At 30.2% G+C, this 18,670-nt stretch carries 15 protein-coding genes; 1 reads left to right on the forward strand and 14 read right to left on the reverse strand.

Features of this window, described 5'->3' with window-relative positions; translation table 11 throughout:
• Positions 1–81 precede the first annotated feature (81 nt).
• Complete coding sequence (locus AB2B44_RS09915) at positions 82–2,136, forward strand: tetratricopeptide repeat protein (RefSeq protein ID WP_369049427.1); 2,055 nt, start codon at positions 82–84, stop codon at positions 2,134–2,136.
• Between the two features lie 134 nt (positions 2,137–2,270).
• On the opposite strand, the gene AB2B44_RS09920 is transcribed toward AB2B44_RS09915, so the two are convergent.
• The 14 genes from AB2B44_RS09920 to AB2B44_RS09985 form a co-directional block, all read right to left on the reverse strand.
• On the reverse strand, positions 2,271–2,978 hold the full coding sequence (locus AB2B44_RS09920; protein ID WP_369049428.1) for a LytR/AlgR family response regulator transcription factor: 708 nt from the start codon (positions 2,976–2,978) through the stop codon (positions 2,271–2,273).
• A gap of 7 nt (positions 2,979–2,985) precedes the next feature.
• Positions 2,986–3,303: an Hpt domain-containing protein gene (locus tag AB2B44_RS09925; protein WP_369049429.1), complete on the reverse strand. Its 318-nt coding sequence runs from the start codon at positions 3,301–3,303 to the stop codon at positions 2,986–2,988.
• A 3-nt stretch (positions 3,304–3,306) separates the two neighbouring features.
• Positions 3,307–4,356, reverse strand: a complete 1,050-nt coding sequence (locus AB2B44_RS09930) for an ATP-binding protein (protein WP_369049430.1) — start codon at positions 4,354–4,356, stop codon at positions 3,307–3,309.
• Positions 4,356–5,492, reverse strand: a complete 1,137-nt coding sequence (locus AB2B44_RS09935; RefSeq protein WP_369049431.1) for an FIST signal transduction protein — start codon at positions 5,490–5,492, stop codon at positions 4,356–4,358. Before AB2B44_RS09935 ends, AB2B44_RS09930 begins: the two co-directional genes overlap by 1 nt.
• Before the next feature lie 203 nt (positions 5,493–5,695).
• Positions 5,696–7,780: a PAS domain S-box protein gene (locus AB2B44_RS09940; protein ID WP_369049432.1), complete on the reverse strand. Its 2,085-nt coding sequence runs from the start codon at positions 7,778–7,780 to the stop codon at positions 5,696–5,698.
• On the reverse strand, positions 7,780–8,319 hold the full coding sequence (locus tag AB2B44_RS09945) for a heme NO-binding domain-containing protein (RefSeq protein WP_369049433.1): 540 nt from the start codon (positions 8,317–8,319) through the stop codon (positions 7,780–7,782). The genes AB2B44_RS09940 and AB2B44_RS09945 overlap by 1 nt, the downstream gene beginning before the upstream one ends.
• 23 nt (positions 8,320–8,342) lie before the next feature.
• The gene (locus AB2B44_RS09950) at positions 8,343–8,759 is read right to left on the reverse strand and encodes a response regulator (RefSeq protein WP_369049434.1); all 417 of its coding nucleotides are present in this window, start codon (positions 8,757–8,759) and stop codon (positions 8,343–8,345) included.
• A gap of 292 nt (positions 8,760–9,051) precedes the next feature.
• Positions 9,052–10,314 carry a threonine ammonia-lyase IlvA gene (gene ilvA, locus AB2B44_RS09955; RefSeq protein ID WP_369049435.1) on the reverse strand — a complete coding sequence of 421 codons (1,263 nt, stop codon included), beginning with the start codon at positions 10,312–10,314 and terminating at the stop codon, positions 9,052–9,054.
• A gap of 1 nt (position 10,315) precedes the next feature.
• Positions 10,316–11,782, reverse strand: coding sequence for a ketol-acid reductoisomerase (gene ilvC / locus AB2B44_RS09960; RefSeq protein ID WP_369049436.1), 1,467 nt, complete (start codon positions 11,780–11,782; stop codon positions 10,316–10,318).
• A gap of 35 nt (positions 11,783–11,817) precedes the next feature.
• A complete protein-coding gene (gene ilvN, locus AB2B44_RS09965; RefSeq protein ID WP_369049437.1) occupies positions 11,818–12,345 on the reverse strand; it encodes an acetolactate synthase small subunit in 528 nt (175 codons plus the stop codon).
• 13 nt (positions 12,346–12,358) lie between these two features.
• The gene (gene ilvB, locus AB2B44_RS09970) at positions 12,359–14,092 is read right to left on the reverse strand and encodes a biosynthetic-type acetolactate synthase large subunit (protein WP_369049438.1); all 1,734 of its coding nucleotides are present in this window, start codon (positions 14,090–14,092) and stop codon (positions 12,359–12,361) included.
• A gap of 17 nt (positions 14,093–14,109) precedes the next feature.
• A complete protein-coding gene (ilvD, locus tag AB2B44_RS09975) occupies positions 14,110–15,786 on the reverse strand; it encodes a dihydroxy-acid dehydratase (RefSeq protein ID WP_369049439.1) in 1,677 nt (558 codons plus the stop codon).
• Between the two features lie 462 nt (positions 15,787–16,248).
• Positions 16,249–17,616 (reverse strand): histidine--tRNA ligase, encoded by a 1,368-nt coding sequence (gene hisS, locus AB2B44_RS09980; RefSeq protein ID WP_369049440.1) that lies wholly within the window; start codon positions 17,614–17,616, stop codon positions 16,249–16,251.
• A 112-nt stretch (positions 17,617–17,728) separates the two neighbouring features.
• Positions 17,729–18,667, reverse strand: a complete 939-nt coding sequence (locus AB2B44_RS09985; protein WP_369049441.1) for a YihY/virulence factor BrkB family protein — start codon at positions 18,665–18,667, stop codon at positions 17,729–17,731.
• Positions 18,668–18,670: the final 3 nt, after the last annotated feature.

The raw sequence follows: 18,670 nt of genomic DNA on the forward strand, positions 1-18,670 counted from the left end.
TTAGTAATATTTAGAGAAGAAATAATTAATTATCTCTATGAAACAAACAACGTTTTTAAAAAATAATTTAACTTTATTCCAATGAAAACAAAACACTTTATCTTATTTATATTTATAGGCATTAGCAGTTTTGCTCAAAACATGCAAGAAGGATTTACATATTTAGAAACAGGTAAGTACAAAAAAGCCGAATTGTTTTTTAAAAATATTTTAAAAGAATACCCAACCAACAAAACAGCTAAAATTTGTTATGGAAGAGCTATTGGTTTAAATGGAAATGCTACCGAAGCTACTGCTTTTTTCAAAAATATTTTAGCCGACTTTCCTGCTGATTATGAAGTAAAATTAAATTATGCAGAATCGTTACTTTGGAATAAACAATACGCAACAGCTGAAAAATATTACAAATCACTAGTTGCAGAGAATAACCAAAGTTTTCCTGCTCTTTTAGGTTATGCAAATACACTATCTAACTTAAAACAATACGAAAAAGCACGTGTATTTGTTGATAAAGCACTAACTGTTATGCCCAATAACAATAACGCTTTAATTTCTAAAAAATACATAAACCTTGGGCTGGCCAATAGTGCTATAAAAAAACAAAACTATAATGACGCTAAAAATTTTCTAGATAAAAATCTAGCCATTTTTTCTGATGATAATGAAACGTTATTAAATTTAGCCAATCTGTATTTAATTACAAACCAATTAAATGAGGCTGAAAAAGTGTATACAAATATTGGCAAAAACCCCAATAATAAATCAATAGCTTTAAATGGTCTTTCACTAGTTGCCCATTTAAAAAACAAGAATAAAAAAGCATTAAACATTAGTAAACAAGCCATTAATAGCTTAACAAGCCATATAAACCAATCAATTACAAACCAAACCAAAGAGCGGTATATTCAAGCTTTAATTTGGAATAAAAAATATACTGCCGCTAAAAATGAAATTACAACGCTTTTAAAAGAATATCCCACCGAAAATTGGGTATTAGCTTTAAGAGCCACTTTAAATACTTATAAAAGTAATTTTAAAAAGAGTTTAACCGATTATACTTTAATTTTACAAAAAGATAGTACTTCTTTTGATGGAAACCTTGGTAAAGCTAATGCTTTAAAAGCAATGGGATATTACAACGATGCGTATAAAAATGCTGAAAACACGTTGTCTTTTTATCCTAATCAAAAAGATGTTGTTAATTTTATTAAAAATTTAGACAACAACTTTACGCCTTTTGTAGATATAAAAACCTCATTTTCATCTGATAATGGTAATAATGAAGCGCAGTCGTACAAGTTTTTTACAGAAGTACCGTTTTCTACCAAATTTAAATTTTTAACAAATTATGATCATAGAAAAACTAAAAATGCAACAAATACCATACACGCAACTTCTAATGATTTTTTAATTGGTTTAGGATATCAATTACTACCTAACCTCGATATTAAAGGTAGTTTTGGAACAGCCTTTACTAAAACTTCAAACACAAACTATAATGAGTTTCTAAGTAATATTACACTTAGCCTTAAGCCTTTTAAATTGCAAAACTTAGAGCTTGGTTATAAACGTGAACTACAAAATTTTAATGTAGATTTATTAGAAAAAGACATTATACAAAATCACTTTTTTGCAAACTATAACCTAAGTACCAATTTTAATTTAGGTTGGTTTACCCAATATTATTACACTTCACAAACCGATAGTAATACAAGAAATTTAGTATTTACCTCTATATATTATAATTTTTTAGAAAAACCAATTATAAAATCGGGGTTAAACTATCAAAATATTTCATTTAAAAACCAAGTACCTACTGTTTATTTTAGCCCTAAAACATTTAATGCTTTTGAAATCTTTTTAAATGTGGTTAAAGACGAAAATACAGCAAAAAGTAAATCATTATATTACAATTTAACTGCTGCTTTTGGATATCAATTTATAGAAGACAATGACAAACAAGGTACGTATAGAATTCAGGGAGATTTTGGTTATAAATTTTCTGACAGAACATTATTAAACATTTACGGTTTACAAAGTAATATTGCGTCTACAACTGCTGCAGGATTTAATTTTACCGAAATTGGTTTACGTTTTAAATGGTACATAGCAAAGAACCCTTTATTTAGAAAATAAAAAAATAAGTTGCTATGTAAAAACAACTATAAAATATTTGTGTAGTTCACTAACGAAGGGGGTAACTAAAAGTTTATTGAAAAAATTTTTTCAATAAACTTTTTTATTAGGTAAAACACCTTAAAAAATTAAATTTACAGTAAATCTAATCTTTGCATAAGCTCAGCTCTATTAGAACGACTTACCGGAACTACATCTTTTTTTATAAGTACACTATTATCTTCAATATCAATAATTTTTTTAATATTAATAATATAAGAACGGTGTACTTTAAGAAATAAAGATTTGGGTAATTTTTCTTCTATTTTTTTTAACGTAGAATGTACTACGTAATTTTTATCTTCTGTTTTTATGTTAATATAATCGCCTTTAGCTTCTACTAAATAAATGCTAGGTATATCTATTTTTATTAAACGTCTATCTATATTTACATAAAAATCGTTTTGCTGCTCTAATTCTTTTTTACTTGTAGTAGTTTTACTTTCTTTTTCTTTGTGTTTTTCTACCTTAGCAATTGTTTTTTCAAAACGTTCAGCCGTTATTGGTTTTAGCAAATAATCTACAATACAATCGTATTCAAAAGCCTCAATAGCAAATTTAGGGTCTGAAGTTGTTAAAATTATTTTAGGCGGATTTTTTACCGTTTGTATAAAATCAAACCCCGTAAAATCAGGCATGTGGATATCTAAAAAAATAAGGTCAACTTTATTTTGATTTAAATATTTAATTGCCTCAATAGCATTTGGAAATTCTTCTAGAACCTTTACTTTTGAAGTAGCTGCTGCTAATTGAATAATAATTGCTCGAGCAGTAGACTCGTCATCTATAATAATACAATTCATAAAATCGTTATCTTTTTTTCAAAAATTCTGTTATAGTGCTAAGAATTGTATGAAACTCTTTTTTTAAGATACTTTTGTTTTCTTTTAAATTATTTTCGTACTCATTAGCTAGTCTATAACTTTTTTCTAATCCAAAAATACTAATTTTATGTTTAAGTTTATGTACATGTAGTGCTGCAGTTTCAAAATCTTCTAATTCAATACTCTTTAAATAGGCTTGTTTTTCTATCGGAAACTCTTCTTTAATGATAGAAAGTATTTTTTTTTGAAAGTCTACATCGCCTCCCGAAAGTTGTTCTATGTATAATAAATTGGGTTGTTCCATTACTTACTTTTTTATACTAAAATAAAACGTGGTTCCTTTATTCGGAATAGATTGTAACCATATTCTACCCTGGTATAAATCTATAATTTTTTTAGCTATAGACAATCCTATTCCGCTAGATGTTGTATTTTTTTCTAACGATTCAAAAGTTTTAAATATTCGCTCAAAATAACTTTCATCTATTCCTTTTCCATTATCCTTTACATAAAATTGCCAATGTGTTTTTAATTCTAAAGCGCCTATTTCTACTTTACCTTTAGGTTTATCGTTATACTTAACAGCATTATCTATCAGGTTTTGAAACAACTGTTGTAACCTATAGCTGTCTCCTTTTATAATAGGTAATTTATTTTTTATATTAACGGTAATATTTTCAGGTACATATAAAAGATCAAGTATATTTTGTATTAATATATTTAAATCAACATCATATTGTTTTAACTCGGTTTTACCTATAGTTGAATACTCTAAAATACCTGTAATTAAAACCTCCATTTTTTCAACATTGCCTCTAATTTGGTCTATCAACTTTTTCCCTTCATCATCTAACTTATTCTGATAGTCTTGTTTTAACCAGGTTGTTAAGGCATCAATACTACGAAGTGGCGATTTTAAATCGTGCGATACCATATGGGCATAATCACTTAATTCTTCGTTTTGATAGGCTAAATCTTTTACTAATTTTTCGCGTTGTTTATTAATTTTTACAATTTCTTTGGTTTGATTATCAATAAATTCTACCAATTTTAAACCATCTAATTCTAGCCCATCTGCTTGTGCTTTTTGAGGTAATTCGTAAAACTTAAGGGTGTCTATAACCCGTTTTAATTTACCTATAACTTTTAATTGAGCTTGAGTTTCTTCTCGTAATTGTTTATTGGCTATTTGTAGTTCTTCAGAACTTATGGTCATAGCGCGTTGTTGCATTACAAATTGTTCTTCAAAATATGCATACGACTGATTTACCGCTTCTAAAAATTTATTTAAATCTTTAGACTCAAGCAGCTCTTGGGTTAAAAATTTTTTAATTTGTCGTTTTAGTAATGAATTCATTATTCACTAATTAGCGTTATGGTCATGGTTTGATTGTGTAGTTGACAAGCTTTTTCTCCGTCGAAAGGCCCTATTTCTCCGTAAGAATAAAAGCCACATAAAGTTGTTGAATCGCCAACCATTTCAGCTACTTCTTCTAATTCTTCTTCTACACGTTGATCTAATAATAATTTTCTACCAATACAACTTACTAAAATAGCTAACTGAGGATTATTTTTTCTTGATTCTAAAGCTTGTTTCGCTGCTAAACCAGAAGCACTAGCAATTTTATCTACATTACTCATCATTAATTGTACAGTGGCATTTTTTGGAATATCACCTGCAAGAATCATCGTATTGTCTTGTTCGTTTATATTTAAAATAGTACGCACTACCGATTCTTTCTGCCCCTCTACTTTTACATTTAAAGGATATAGTAATGCTGCGGCGGGTAATTGATTAGATTTTTCACCTAAGTATTTTTTATATAAATCTAACGCTGGTTTACCATCTAATTCATATAATACATTAGCTTTTGACTTTGTAACAACTCTTTCTGGACCAAAAGGAATCCACCCTCCACGTATAGAAAAAGTAGCTTCTAAAGTATCTCCATAAAACCCAATAGCAATTACTTCTCCAGGTTTAGGTTTTTCGTTATACGAAGCTATCGTTTTTTCAAATCGATCATCATCACCACACAATCCGCCTGTAATTAATATTTTATTTTGGGTAGCAGCGCTCATACCTTTTGTCAGTTCACTTCCGTTAACAAAACTACCTTCAGATACAACAAAAATAAACTTTAAGCCCTCTGTTGAAAATTGCTTAATTAAATTATTTCCGTTTTCAAAACAATCTTTACCTAAAGAATCAAATATATTTGTTGATTTTACTATAAATTGTGTTTTTTCAAATTCAATAGCCGTAATTGTAATTGCTTGTTCTTCTACAGATTCTCCTACAATATTGGCGCTTGTAGAACCAAAAACAAAATGCCCTCCAGTAAATAACTTTTTTACATCTTCGTATATCGATTCATCTTCTAACAAATATCGATCACCAAAAACAAATACCAAAGGGTTTTGTAATGGTTGCTTTTTTGTTAAATATTTCCAATCGGTATGTTTTTCTTTTTGAATTTGTACTATTTTCACACGAATAAAATTTTAAATTAACTATTTATTTTAGCGCTTTTGTGTTTTAATCATCACAAGTAATCTAAGATAAATTTTATCTACAAACTTTTGTGTAGTTAGTCACTTTGGTTTGTTTAATCTTTTTGTTGTTCAGGGGAAGGGGGAGTTTCACAACTTTTTTACAAAACATTAAAAATCACCTTAACTAATACTTAATTTTATTATTTCTTAGCTAACGTAAAATAAAATGTTGTGCCTTTATTTTTTTCGCTTTTCAACCAAATATCTCCTTGGTGTAAATCTACTATTTTTTTCACTATAGACAATCCGATACCCGATGAGTCTTCGTTTTTATTTAAAAAGTGAAAAGTCTTAAATATTGTACTATGATGTTTCTTTTCAATACCAATACCGTTGTCTTGAATCGAAAAACAGTAATAGTTATCTTGATCGATTACATCGATATTTATAATGCCTTTTTCTTTATCATTAAATTTAATCGCATTATTTATCAAATTTTGAAAAAGCTGCTGTAATTTTGTTTTGTCTCCTTTTAGGGTGGGTAAAGTAGTTAATATGTTTATTGAGATATGCTTTGGTACATATAATATTTTAATAAGCTCGTTAACTAGCTCACTTAAATTTACTGGTTTTTTATGTATATCTGCTCCTAAAATAGAATAACTTAACACGTTTGATATTAACTGTTCCATTTTTTGAAGTGTATTTTCTATTAATTTAAAATTATTATGGCTCGGTTCACTCAACTTGCCTTTTTCGTCTTCTTGTATCCAATTTGTTAAGGCATAAATACTTCGTAAAGGCGATTTTAAATCGTGTGAAACAATATGAGCATACTCTTGAAGTTCATTGTTACTTTTTTCTAATTTAATTAAAAGATCGGCATTAATTTTTTGAGCCGCTCTTAGTTCTCTCAAATTCAACGCACTATTAAGTTGTAAAGAAACTAAATTAGCTATACTACTTAAAGTATTTACATGCTCTTTAGTAAAATAATTGGACAGTTCGTGTTCTGAGGCAATAACAGCTATAACCTTACTATTATGGGCAACTGGAACGGCTATTTTAGAAAACTCTTTTTCTCTATCCAAAACCTTAGCCTTTTCACGGTTACGGGTTCCTTTAATTATTTTAGGTTTATTGGTTTTAACCACATGAGCTACAATGCCATCACCTATAGGTAATGTAATTTTTTTGACACTTCTTTTTTGAGTATTAAATGCAATTTTCTCTAAGGTATTATTCACATTATCTACAAAATAAATTGCAGAGTTTTTTGAATTTAAATAAACGGCTATTTGATTAATAATTTCTAAAGCAATTTCGTAAATATCCATGTTGCCTAATATTGCTTTAGCTACATCATTAATCATTTTAATAACTAGCGATTTTTGTCGTTCGAGAGTAATATCTTCAACAAGTACTACTTTAAATATTATATTACCTAACTCATCTTTTACCGCATTTACAATTGTTTTTGACCAAAAAAAAGAGTTGTCTTTACGCTTATATCTTTTTTCTACAGTAAAATCATCAATTTTACCTGCCTCCATTTTTGCTATCAATTTTTTGGTTTTTGATAAATCTTCTTTAACAGAAATATCTTTTTCTTCTAATAAATAAAGTTCTTGTTTGGTGTAACCCAACGATTTTTGGATAAATTTATTTGTTTTTACAATTTTACCCGACTGTATTAATATAATACCTATCGATGAGTTCTCTACAATAATATCTAACTCTTTTTTTTGCTCTTTTATTAGTTTACTTATCTGGTTTGATTGTGTAATATCTCTAACAATTCCTTGTGCAGCAATTGGAATACCATCGTTATCGTAAATAAGACTTGCATTTATATGTACAAATCTTTCTACACCTCCTTTGGTAATTATTTTTACCTTAAAATTAGCTAGTATACCTTTTGCTAATAATTTTTTAAAATATTCTTGCACCCGTTTTTTCTCACTTGGGTGTACTAACTCGTTTAAATTAATATCATCTTTGGTATTATCAAACCCTAAAAACTTAATTGCAGCTCCATTCATTTTAAGTATGTTACCCCATAAATCCATTGCAACATAGGTGTCAATAATATTTTCGAAAACACCATTTAATTCAGTTGTTTTTTCTGAAATCAACCGTTCTAATTTTGCATTAGATTCTTTAAGTTTTAAGGTAACTTCGTATAATTCGGTAGACTTGTGTTCAAGAATTTTTTCAGCTTGTTTTCTGGCTGCTTTTTCTCTAGCAATCGTTCTTTTTAATATATCAATTTGTTGTTGGTTCATTAATTCTTAGTAATAATAAACTTAACTTCAGTACCATTTTCTTTTATTTTTTCTATCTCTATAGTTGCAGAAGTATTAAAATACTCAAATGTTTTATTCATTAAACCTAAGCCAAAGTAATACATTGCTCTATCAGATTTGTATACCATTATTAGGGTTGTACTGGTTTGTTCTAAAACTTCAAAAGTGGGTAATTCGGCATTGGGATAAATTTTTTCAACCTCTCTATGAATATGTGTTTCTATAGACGATAACATCTCTATAGGGTCTTTATATTTTAAAAAAATATCTGGATAATTTTCTCTTAAAGCTTCAAAAAAGTGTTGGGCATATAGTAACAGTAAATCGTCTTTATTGATACCTGTATTTAAACTTAAATTTTGAAGTAATTGTATCATTTCTGAGAATTTATAGGTACCTACAGAAGTATATGCACCCTGTGATTCAAGTTTAGATTGTGCTATGATTTTATCAACCATTTCTAAGCCAAACTTTTTTTCAACCAATTCTAAAAACTCAGTAAAAACAATACCCTTCATTACTTGTTTTAGTTAACAAATCGTTATAATGCCATAAGTTCATTCATACTCCAATACCCCAATAAATTTTGTATTTTTAAAACATACTCCTCATACTTAAGAGGTTTTAAAACATAACCAGCAACTCCTATTTTATAACACTCTAACAAATCTTTTTTATTGCTCGATGTTGTAAGAATTATTGTAGGAATATACTTTAGTATTTCGTCGTTTTTTAATATCGACAAAAATTCAATACCATTTATTTTTGGCATGTTTAAATCTAGTAAAATAATATCAGGAAGTGACGTTTTTTTTTCTAAAATGTGTAAAGCTTCTTCACCATTATTAGCTTCAATTATTTTATGAGGTAAATTTAATGAGGCAATTGTTCTATTTAATTTCATTACCTCAATAGCATCATCTTCTATTAATAAAATTTGTAAGCTCTTTGGTTGCATATAAAAACATGTTAATATATTCGAAATTTACTTTAAAAACCTCATAATTTTTTAATATAATGACAACCTAAAAACTCAGGTTAGCAAACCTTTATTATGATATGTAAAAATAATTTTTTTACATTAAAACACGAATATCGTTAGGTAAAACAATTTTATACTATCGACGAAATGCAATTAAACTTCGATGAATTGTTTTTAATTGTTAAATATTAAAAATAGTTGTTTATTTAAAAACAAAATACTTTGAATAGCCTTCAAAGTATTTTATTAATTAAAAAAAGTTGTATAATTAAACCAAAAACTCGAATAAGTTTGGTTTATCATTTAAATATTCGCCAAAGAAATTACGTTCTTTCATTCGGGTAATTAACGCAGGTAAATCTTCTTTGTTTTCTAACTCAATACCTACCACTGCTGGCCCATCTTCTCTACTTGTTTTCTTTGAATATTCGAAAAAGGTTATATCGTCATTTTTACCTAAAACATCCATTACAAACTCTCGTAATGCTCCTGACCTTTGTGGAAATCGGATAATAAAATAATGTTTTAAGCCATTGTATAATAATGCGCGCTCTTTTATTTCAGCTGTTCTAGTAATATCGTTATTACTACCACTTATTATACAAACAACATTTTTACCCTTAATTTCTTTTTTAAATTGATCTAATGCAGCTAAAGTTAAAGCGCCAGCTGGTTCTACCACTATAGCATCTTTATTGTACATGTCTAAAATAGTTTGACATACTTTTCCTTCAGCTACAGTTACCATTTGATCTAAGAACTCTTTACAGATGTTATAGGTTAAATTACCTACTTGTTGTACCGCTGCACCATCTACAAACTTATCTATTTTTTCGAGCTTGACAACTTTATTTTCTTCGATAGCCGTTTTCATTGAAGGTGCCCCAGCAGGTTCTACACCTATAATTTTCGTTTTAGGCGACAGTATCTTAAAAACAGTTGATAAACCCGAGGCTAAACCTCCACCCCCAACAGGTACAAACAAATAATCTATTGGCTGTTTTGTTTGTTGTAAAATTTCTAGACCAACAGTTGCTTGTCCTTCTATAATTTTTTCATCATCGAACGGATGTACAAATGTTTTTTTTAAATTATCTGAAAATTCTTTAGCTGCCTTATATGCCTCATCAAAAGTATCGCCTATTAATTCAATAGTTACATACTGTTTGCCAAACATTTTTACTTGTTCTACCTTTTGCTTAGGTGTTGGCGAAGGCATAAAAATAGTACCTTTAATTTGTTTTATACTACACGCCAATGCTACACCTTGTGCATGATTACCAGCACTTGCACAAACTATTCCGTTTGCCAACTCTTCTTTAGTAAGTGAGCTAATTTTATTGTATGCCCCTCTAATTTTGTACGAACGTACTAATTGTAAATCTTCTCTTTTTAAAAAAACATTTGCTTTAAAGGTTGAAGAATAATTAAGATTAGGCATTAAAGGAGTTACCGCAACTACCTCTTTCAAGGTAGTTGCGGCTTTTTGTATATCTACTAGTTTAGGCGTATAAATGGTTTTTGTAGCCATATTATATTTGTTTCATCGCAGTCATAGACGCTCTTAAAACTGAACCTATTTTTTCTACAGGATGATTTCTAATTACCTTATTTACTGCTATTAATTGTTGATTGTCTGCCTTATTGGTATTTGAAAAAGGTTTACCAATTACATCAGTAGAAACGGTTTTCATAAAATCAACCAATAAAGGTTTACAAGCGTGGTCAAACAAATAACATCCATACTCTGCTGTGTCAGAAATAATTCTATTCATTTCAAATAATTTTTTACGAGCAATCGTATTGGCGATTAACGGTGTTTCGTGTAACGATTCGTAATACGCTGATGCATCTATTATACCTGCAGCAGTCATTGTTTCAAAGGCTAACTCTACCCCTGCTCTAACAAAAGCTACTAATAAAACACCATTATCAAAATATTCTTGTTCATCAATGTTTTCTGATGTAGCAGCTGTTTTTTCAAAAGCTGTTTCACCTGTTTCTGCTCTCCATTTTAATAAATTAGCATCATTATTTGCCCAGTCTTCCATCATTGTTTTAGAAAAATGACCCGACATAATATCATCCATATGCTTATTAAAGAGTGGACGCATAATTTGTTTTAATTCTTCTGATAATTCGAAAGCTTTAATTTTTGCAGGATTTGATAAACGATCCATCATATTGGTAATACCACCATGTTTTAAAGCTTCAGTAATGGTTTCCCATCCATATTGAATTAATTTTGCAGCATAACTTGGTTCAATACCTTGTTCTACCATTTTGTTGAATGATAAAATAGAGCCTGTTTGCAACACACCACATAAAATGGTTTGTTCTCCCATTAAATCTGATTTTACCTCAGCTACAAAAGAAGATTCTAAAACACCTGCTCTATCACCTCCTGTTGCAACAGCATAGGCTTTTGCTTGTTCTAATCCTTTATTTTCTGGGTCATTTTCTGGATGTACAGCAATTAATGTAGGTACTCCAAATCCACGTTTATATTCTTCACGAACTTCACTTCCAGGACATTTTGGAGCTACCATAATTACGGTTAAATCTTTACGAATTTGCATCCCTTCTTCTACAATATTAAATCCGTGAGAATATGATAATGTTGCTCCTTTTTTCATTAACGGCATTACAGCCTTAATAACTTGAGTATGTTGTTTATCGGGAGTTAAATTAGATACTAAATCGGCGGTAGGTATTAATTCTTCATAAGTACCTACTGTGAAACCATTTTCAGTAGCGTTTTTATACGATTGTCTTTGCTCTTTAATAGCACTTTCTCTTAAAGCATAAGAAATATCTAAACCAGAATCTCTCATGTTTAATCCTTGATTTAGTCCTTGAGCTCCACAACCTACAATTACTATTTTTTTACCTTTTAAAGCATTTACACCATTGCTAAACTCATCACTTCCCATAAATCTACATTTACCTAATTGTGCTAATTGTTCTCTTAAAGAAAGTTGATTAAAGTAATTTTCCATTATTTTAAAATTTGTTTATTGGTTTTTTTAGTTTTCTAATTTTTTAATTCTTTTAACATTTTTGAAACAGGCATTTCATCTTTGGTAATTGCTATTCTGCCTGAACGTACAAATTGCATAATACCATGTTTATCTAAAGTATGATACAACTCTTCTATTTCTTCTTTATGACCTGATTTTTCTAATACAAAGAAGTCTTTATTTATGTTAATAACTCTTGACTTACTGCTATTAATGATTCTTTGAATTTCATCATTGCCTATTAACAAATCAGAACTTAATTTAAACAAGCAAGATTCTTGATAAATGGTATTTTCATCTAAATGATAATACGCCTTAATAACTTCAACTTGTTTTTCTATTTGGCCAATTATTTTTTTAATTTGCTCTTCAGTAACTTTTACTAATAGTGTAAATCTAGATACACTTTTAATTTCTGACTTAGAAACATTTACACTTTCAACATTAATATGTCTGCGTTGAAAAATTGCCGAAATTCTATTTAATAGACCAACATTATTTTCGGTATATATTGATACGGTATAGGTGTTTTTTTCACTCATTATTTCTAATTTATTAACTTAATCTTACATCAGACACAGATGCCCCTGTAGGAATCATAGGAAATACATTATCTTCTTTTTCTACACAAACTTCTAAGAAATAAGCTTCTTTGGCTTGCATCATTTCTTCAACCGCACTTGCTAAATCTTCTCGCTTAGTAACTTTATTTGTTTGTAAATGATATCCTTTAGCTATCGTAACAAAATCGGGGTTAGTCATAACTGTTGAGGCATATCGCTTATCAAAAAACAATTGTTGCCATTGACGTACCATTCCTAAAAACTCATTGTTTAAAACTACAATTTTAACAGCGGCTTTAGTTTGTAAAATAGTACCTAATTCTTGAATCGTCATTTGATAACCTCCATCTCCAATTACGGCTACTACTTCACGTTCTGGCATTCCCATTTTTGCACCAATAGCTGCTGGCAAAGCAAATCCCATGGTACCTAAACCACCTGAAGTTATATTACTTTTGGTTTTGTTAAAATCAGCATAACGACAAGCAATCATTTGATGTTGCCCTACATCGGTAACTATAATAGCGTCGCCTTTTGAAGCTTTATTGATTTCTTTTATCACCTCGCCCATGGTTAACCCTTCTTTGGTTGGGTATAAATCTTGTTTAATAATTTTATCAAACTCTATAGCTTGGTATTTTTTAAACTCTTCTAACCATTGGTTATGAGAATTTTCTTTAATCTGTGGTAAAATAGCTTTTAAGCTTTCTTTTGCATCACCTAAAACCGCTACGTCTGTTTTTATATTTTTGTCAACCTCTGCTGGATCAATTTCAAAATGTATAATTTTTGCTTGTTTTGCGTAGGTTGCTAAATTACCTGTAACTCTATCGTCAAAACGCATACCTATAGCAATTAATACATCGCACTCATTGGTTAATTTATTGGGTGCGTAATTACCATGCATACCTACCATACCAACGTATAATGGATGCTTGTTTGACAAGGCTGATAAGCCTAATAAAGTACTTGCTGACGGAATACCTGATTTTTCTATAAAAGCTTTGAATTCTTCTTCTGCTTCAGATAATATAATCCCTTGCCCAAATACAATAAACGGTTTTTTAGCCGAATTAATAAGCGTAGCCGCCTCTTGTACTTTCGACATATCTATTGTAGGTGCAGGTTTATAACTTCTAATTGAAGTACATGGAGTATATGAAAATTCAAATTCTTCAAATTGAGCATCTTTAGTAATATCAATCAATACGGGACCTGGTCTACCAGAACGAGCAATATAGAATGCTTTGGCTATAACTTGTGGAATATCACTTGCTTTTGTAATTTGATAATTCCATTTTGTTACAGGAGTAGAAATTCCAACGATATCTGTTTCTTGAAAAGCATCTGACCCTAATAAATGAGAGCCTACCTGCCCTGTAATACACACAACTGGTGTAGAATCTATTTGAGCATCTGCAATACCTGTTACTAAGTTAGTAGCACCAGGGCCTGAAGTTGCAATAGCAACCCCAACTTTTCCTGTAGCTCTTGCATATCCTTGTGCAGCATGGATAGCACCTTGCTCATGACGTGTTAATACATGGTGTAATTTATCTTGGTATTTATACAATTCGTCGTATACAGGCATGATAGCCCCTCCAGGATATCCATATAACAAATCAATACCTTCAGCCAATAAACATTTTACAATGGCTTCTGCACCTGTTATGGTTATCTTTTTTTCTACCATATTAATAGATTGTTTTTTTAATTTTGTTGACATAATCAAAAGCAATAATGTTAAAATTCGTCGGTTACACAACCGTTAGAAGCTGATGATACTGTTTTAGCATATTTATATAAAACGCCTCTTTTTACTTTTAAAGCTGGCTGTTGCCATTGCTTTTTTCTAGTTGCTAACTCTTCTTCAGAAACTTCTAATGTTATCGAATTGGTTTCTGCATTTATTACAATAGTATCGCCATCTTTTACTAAAGCTATTACGCCGCCTTCTTGAGCTTCAGGGGTTATATGTCCTACAACAAACCCATGCGTTCCGCCAGAAAAACGACCATCGGTAATAAGTGCCACTTCTTTACCTAAGCCTGCTCCCATAATGGCAGCTGTAGGTTTTAGCATTTCTGGCATTCCTGGCCCTCCTTTTGGTCCTTCGTAACGTATAACAACCACATCTCCTTTTTCTACTTTACCATCACGAATTCCGTCATTAGCAGCGTATTCACCATCAAATACTTTTGCCTTTCCTTTAAAGTATAAGCCTTCTTTTCCTGTAATTTTAGCAACAGAGCCTTCTTTAGCTAAATTACCATATAACATTCTTAAATGCCCTGTTTGCTTAATCGGGTTTTCAAGTGGTTTTACGACATCTTGATTTTCTACTAAATTAGGTACATCAATTAAATTTTCGGCTAAGGTTTTACCTGTAACAGTTAAACAATCGCCATGTAGTAACCCTTTAGTTAGTAAATATTTTAATACCGCAGGTATACCACCTATTTTATGAATATCCTCCATTAAATATTTACCACTAGGTTTTAAATCTGCCAAAAATGGAGTTTCATCAGAAATTCGTTGAAAATCTTCTAAGGTAAAATCTACATTAGCCGCTTTAGCTATTGCTAAAAAGTGTAGTACTGCATTGGTAGAGCCTCCCATAATGGTTACTAAGCGAATTGCATTTTCTAACGATTTTCTAGTAACAATATCTGAAGGTTTAATATCTTTTTCTAATAACACTCGTAAAGCTTCTCCTGCTTTTATACTCTCTTGCTCTTTATCTATACTAATTGCAGGATTTGATGAATTATAAGGTAAACTCATTCCTAGAGCTTCAATAGCTGACGCCATAGTATTAGCGGTATACATACCTCCACAAGCACCTGCTCCTGGACATGCTTTTTCTATTACGCTTTGGTATTCTACCTCGGTTATAGTACCTGCAACTTTTTCTCCCCAAGCTTCAAAAGCAGAAACTACGTCTAATTTTTTTCCATCATGACAACCTGATGCAATCGTACCACCATATACTAAAACTGAAGGGCGATTTAAACGCAACATTGCCATAAGTGCTCCTGGCATATTTTTATCACATCCTACTACGGTTACCAAGCCGTCGTAAGACATCGCTTGTACTACGATTTCCATAGAATCAGCAATTACATCACGCGAAGGAAGCGAATATCGCATTCCTGGAGTTCCCATAGAAATACCATCTGAAACCCCTATAGTATTGAAAATAAGACCTATTAAATCAACATTTTCAGTACCTTTTTTTACTAGCTTAGCTAAGTCATTTAAATGCATATTACACGGATTGCCTTCGTATCCAGTACTCGCAATACCTATAAGGGGTTTTTGTAAATCAGAATTTGTTAACCCAATTGCATGTAACATTGCCTGAGCGGCAGGTTGAGTATCGTCTTGTGTTACTCGTTTACTAAATTTGTTTAATTCCATTTTAATTTGTTCTTGTATTTTTTTTGAAGCATTCTCAGCAATCGAAAATTGATATCTATTTCAAAAAAAATTATACTCTATAACTAGATAACTTTGTTGTTTGATTGCCCGAAATTATTTTTTTATATGCTTTTTTTTGTTTTTTTTTCTACATAACAATGATTTTCATTTTTTATTTTTTTTAAATAAATAGCTAATTATCAGTTATTTAAACTTAATGTTATTATGATACCTATATGTAAAAAAACCTAATAAATTATTTCAGTTATTTATTTTTTCAACAACAAACAGAGCAAAAAAAAAGCTTTCCGTTTTTTAATAAGGAAAGCTCTATTTAATTTTATAAAAAAACATCACTAACCTACCCTTGTGAAAAAATCACAACGACAACAATAATAATGATGTTAATAATACTCTTGTTCATATTGACCAGCAAATTTACGAAATTATTTTTGAGTACCATTAATTTTTTATATGGTTTACTAATTCTTCTAACGAATAGTTGTTTTGTTCACCCGTATACATATTTTTTAAGGTAAATTTTTCTTCTAAAAAATCAGAAACTACATATTCTATTTTTCTACCCATTACATATTTCCATTGCTTTTTTTGTTGATTATTACTCAACGCAACATCTGGATATAACTCTGATTTAACACCTAATTTTCGAAGAGTTGTTATCGCTTTTACTTTTGGTAAATTTTGTGTTTCATCAAAATTTAAAAATACAACTTTTGGAACAGGTAACTCTACGGTTTTAAATAAATTCAATTCTAGCATCACCAAATAAATTCTATCTAATCCAAAAGAAATTCCTACGCCTGAAACATCTTTAAGTCCAAAAATACCAGTTAAGTCATCATACCTTCCGCCTCCGCCAATAGACCCCATTGTAACTGGTTTAGGTGGAGCCACTTCGTATATTGCCCCTGTATAATAGTTTAAACCTCTAGCTAAGGTTACATCTAACTCTAAAATTGCCGAGTCTAAACCTATATTTTCTATACTATCAACTATCATTTTTAACTCATCAACGCCTTGCAAACCTTCGGCTGAACCTTGTAACATTGCTTGTAAAGAATCTATTTTATCACGATTCGTTCCTGAAAAATTAAATAATGGCGCTACTTTATTAATGGCTTCTTCTGAAATTCCTTTCGATACCATTTCTGCTACCACCCCATCTTTACCTATTTTATCTAGTTTGTCTAATGCTACCGTAAAATCGATTAATTTATCTTTTGCACCTATAACCTCGGCAATTCCTGATAAAATTTTTCGATTATTAATTTTAATGGTTACTTCTTTAAGTCCTAATTTGGTAAAAACAGTGTCATATAATTGTACAAATTCTACTTCTTGCCAAAGTGATTTGCTTCCTACCACATCGGCATCGCATTGATAAAACTCACGAAAACGCCCCTTTTGAGGTCGGTCGGCACGCCAAACAGGTTGAATTTGATAGCGCTTAAACGGAAAAGTAATTTCATTTTGATGCTGTACCACATAACGAGCAAATGGCACAGTTAAATCGTAACGTAAGGCTTTTTCAGATATTTGAGGGGTTATTTTTTGACTATTTTTTTCTTCAAGTAACCGTTCATCTACTTTATTTAAATAATCTCCTGAATTTAAAATTTTAAAAATTAGTCTATCACCCTCTTCCCCATATTTACCCATCAGGGTTTCTGATTTTTCAAAACTAGGCGTTTCAATAGGTTGAAAACCAAAGGCTTCAAAAGTGGTTTTTATTATATTAAAAATATAGGTGCGTTGAGCTACTTCGGTTGGTGAAAAATCTCTTGTTCCTTTAGGAATTGATGGTTTCATTTTTTTATAAATTACAAATTACAAATTATAAGCTTTAAGTTTTTATAATTTGTAATTATAGATTGGCTATTTGCATTCTGGTTTGCAAATATCTAAAATTTATAAAAAAGTATTACGAAGAAACAAGGGTTTTATTTTTTTGCTTTAATCTATTAATCGTTGCATTTAATTCGAAACCTAACAATAAAATAATCGCATTTAACCATATAAACAACATCAGTATAAGTAATGTACCTATAGACCCATATAACTCGTTATATCTTGAAAATTTTAATACATAAATACCAAATAAATAAAAGGTGCAAATAGATAGCAAAGTAGTTAAAATAGCACCTGGAGAAATAAATTTAGTATGTTTACCTTGTTTTGTGCCGTAATGAAACAACATTGACACAATGGTAAAAACCATTAAAATATATAAAGCCCCCCTACCTAATTTTAACCAAAAAAAATCGTTTTCTATCCATCCTTGAACGGTTAACTTTTGTAAGCCTATTTGAAAAAACAAGGTTAACGCAACCGTAGTTAGCAAAAAAAACGCCATAACTAAAGACACGGCTAACGAAATAAAATAAGCTTTTATTACACTTCGCATTTCTTTTATATGGTACGAATGTTCGAACCCGCCAAATATGGCGTTTACACCATTTGTCATTAAGAAAATAGATAAAAAAAAACCAAAAGATAATAAGCCTCCATATTGATTGTTAATAATATCATTTAAAACTGTTTTTACAGCATCAAATGTTTTAGGAGGTAAAACTTCAGAAATTAAGGCGAGTAAGCTATCTTGAAACCCTGGTATAGGGATATAGGGGATTAAAGTTAAAATAAATAACAAAAAAGGAAAAATTGCCATAAAAAAGCTAAAAGCAATTCCGCCCGCTCTAGTAGTTAAAGCACCTCTAATAATACCAATACCATACATCTCTAACACATCGTAAAGCGATAAGCCTTCTAATCCAGGAATTTTAATTTTTTTCCCAAATTTAACCAACAGGTTTATAACTGGTATTTTTAATAGCCTCTCCTCTACTGATTCTGTTGTCATTTT

Origin of the sequence: Tenacibaculum sp. UWU-22, assembly GCF_041021355.1 — a bacterium.
Taxonomy (GTDB): Bacteria; Bacteroidota; Bacteroidia; order Flavobacteriales; family Flavobacteriaceae; genus Polaribacter.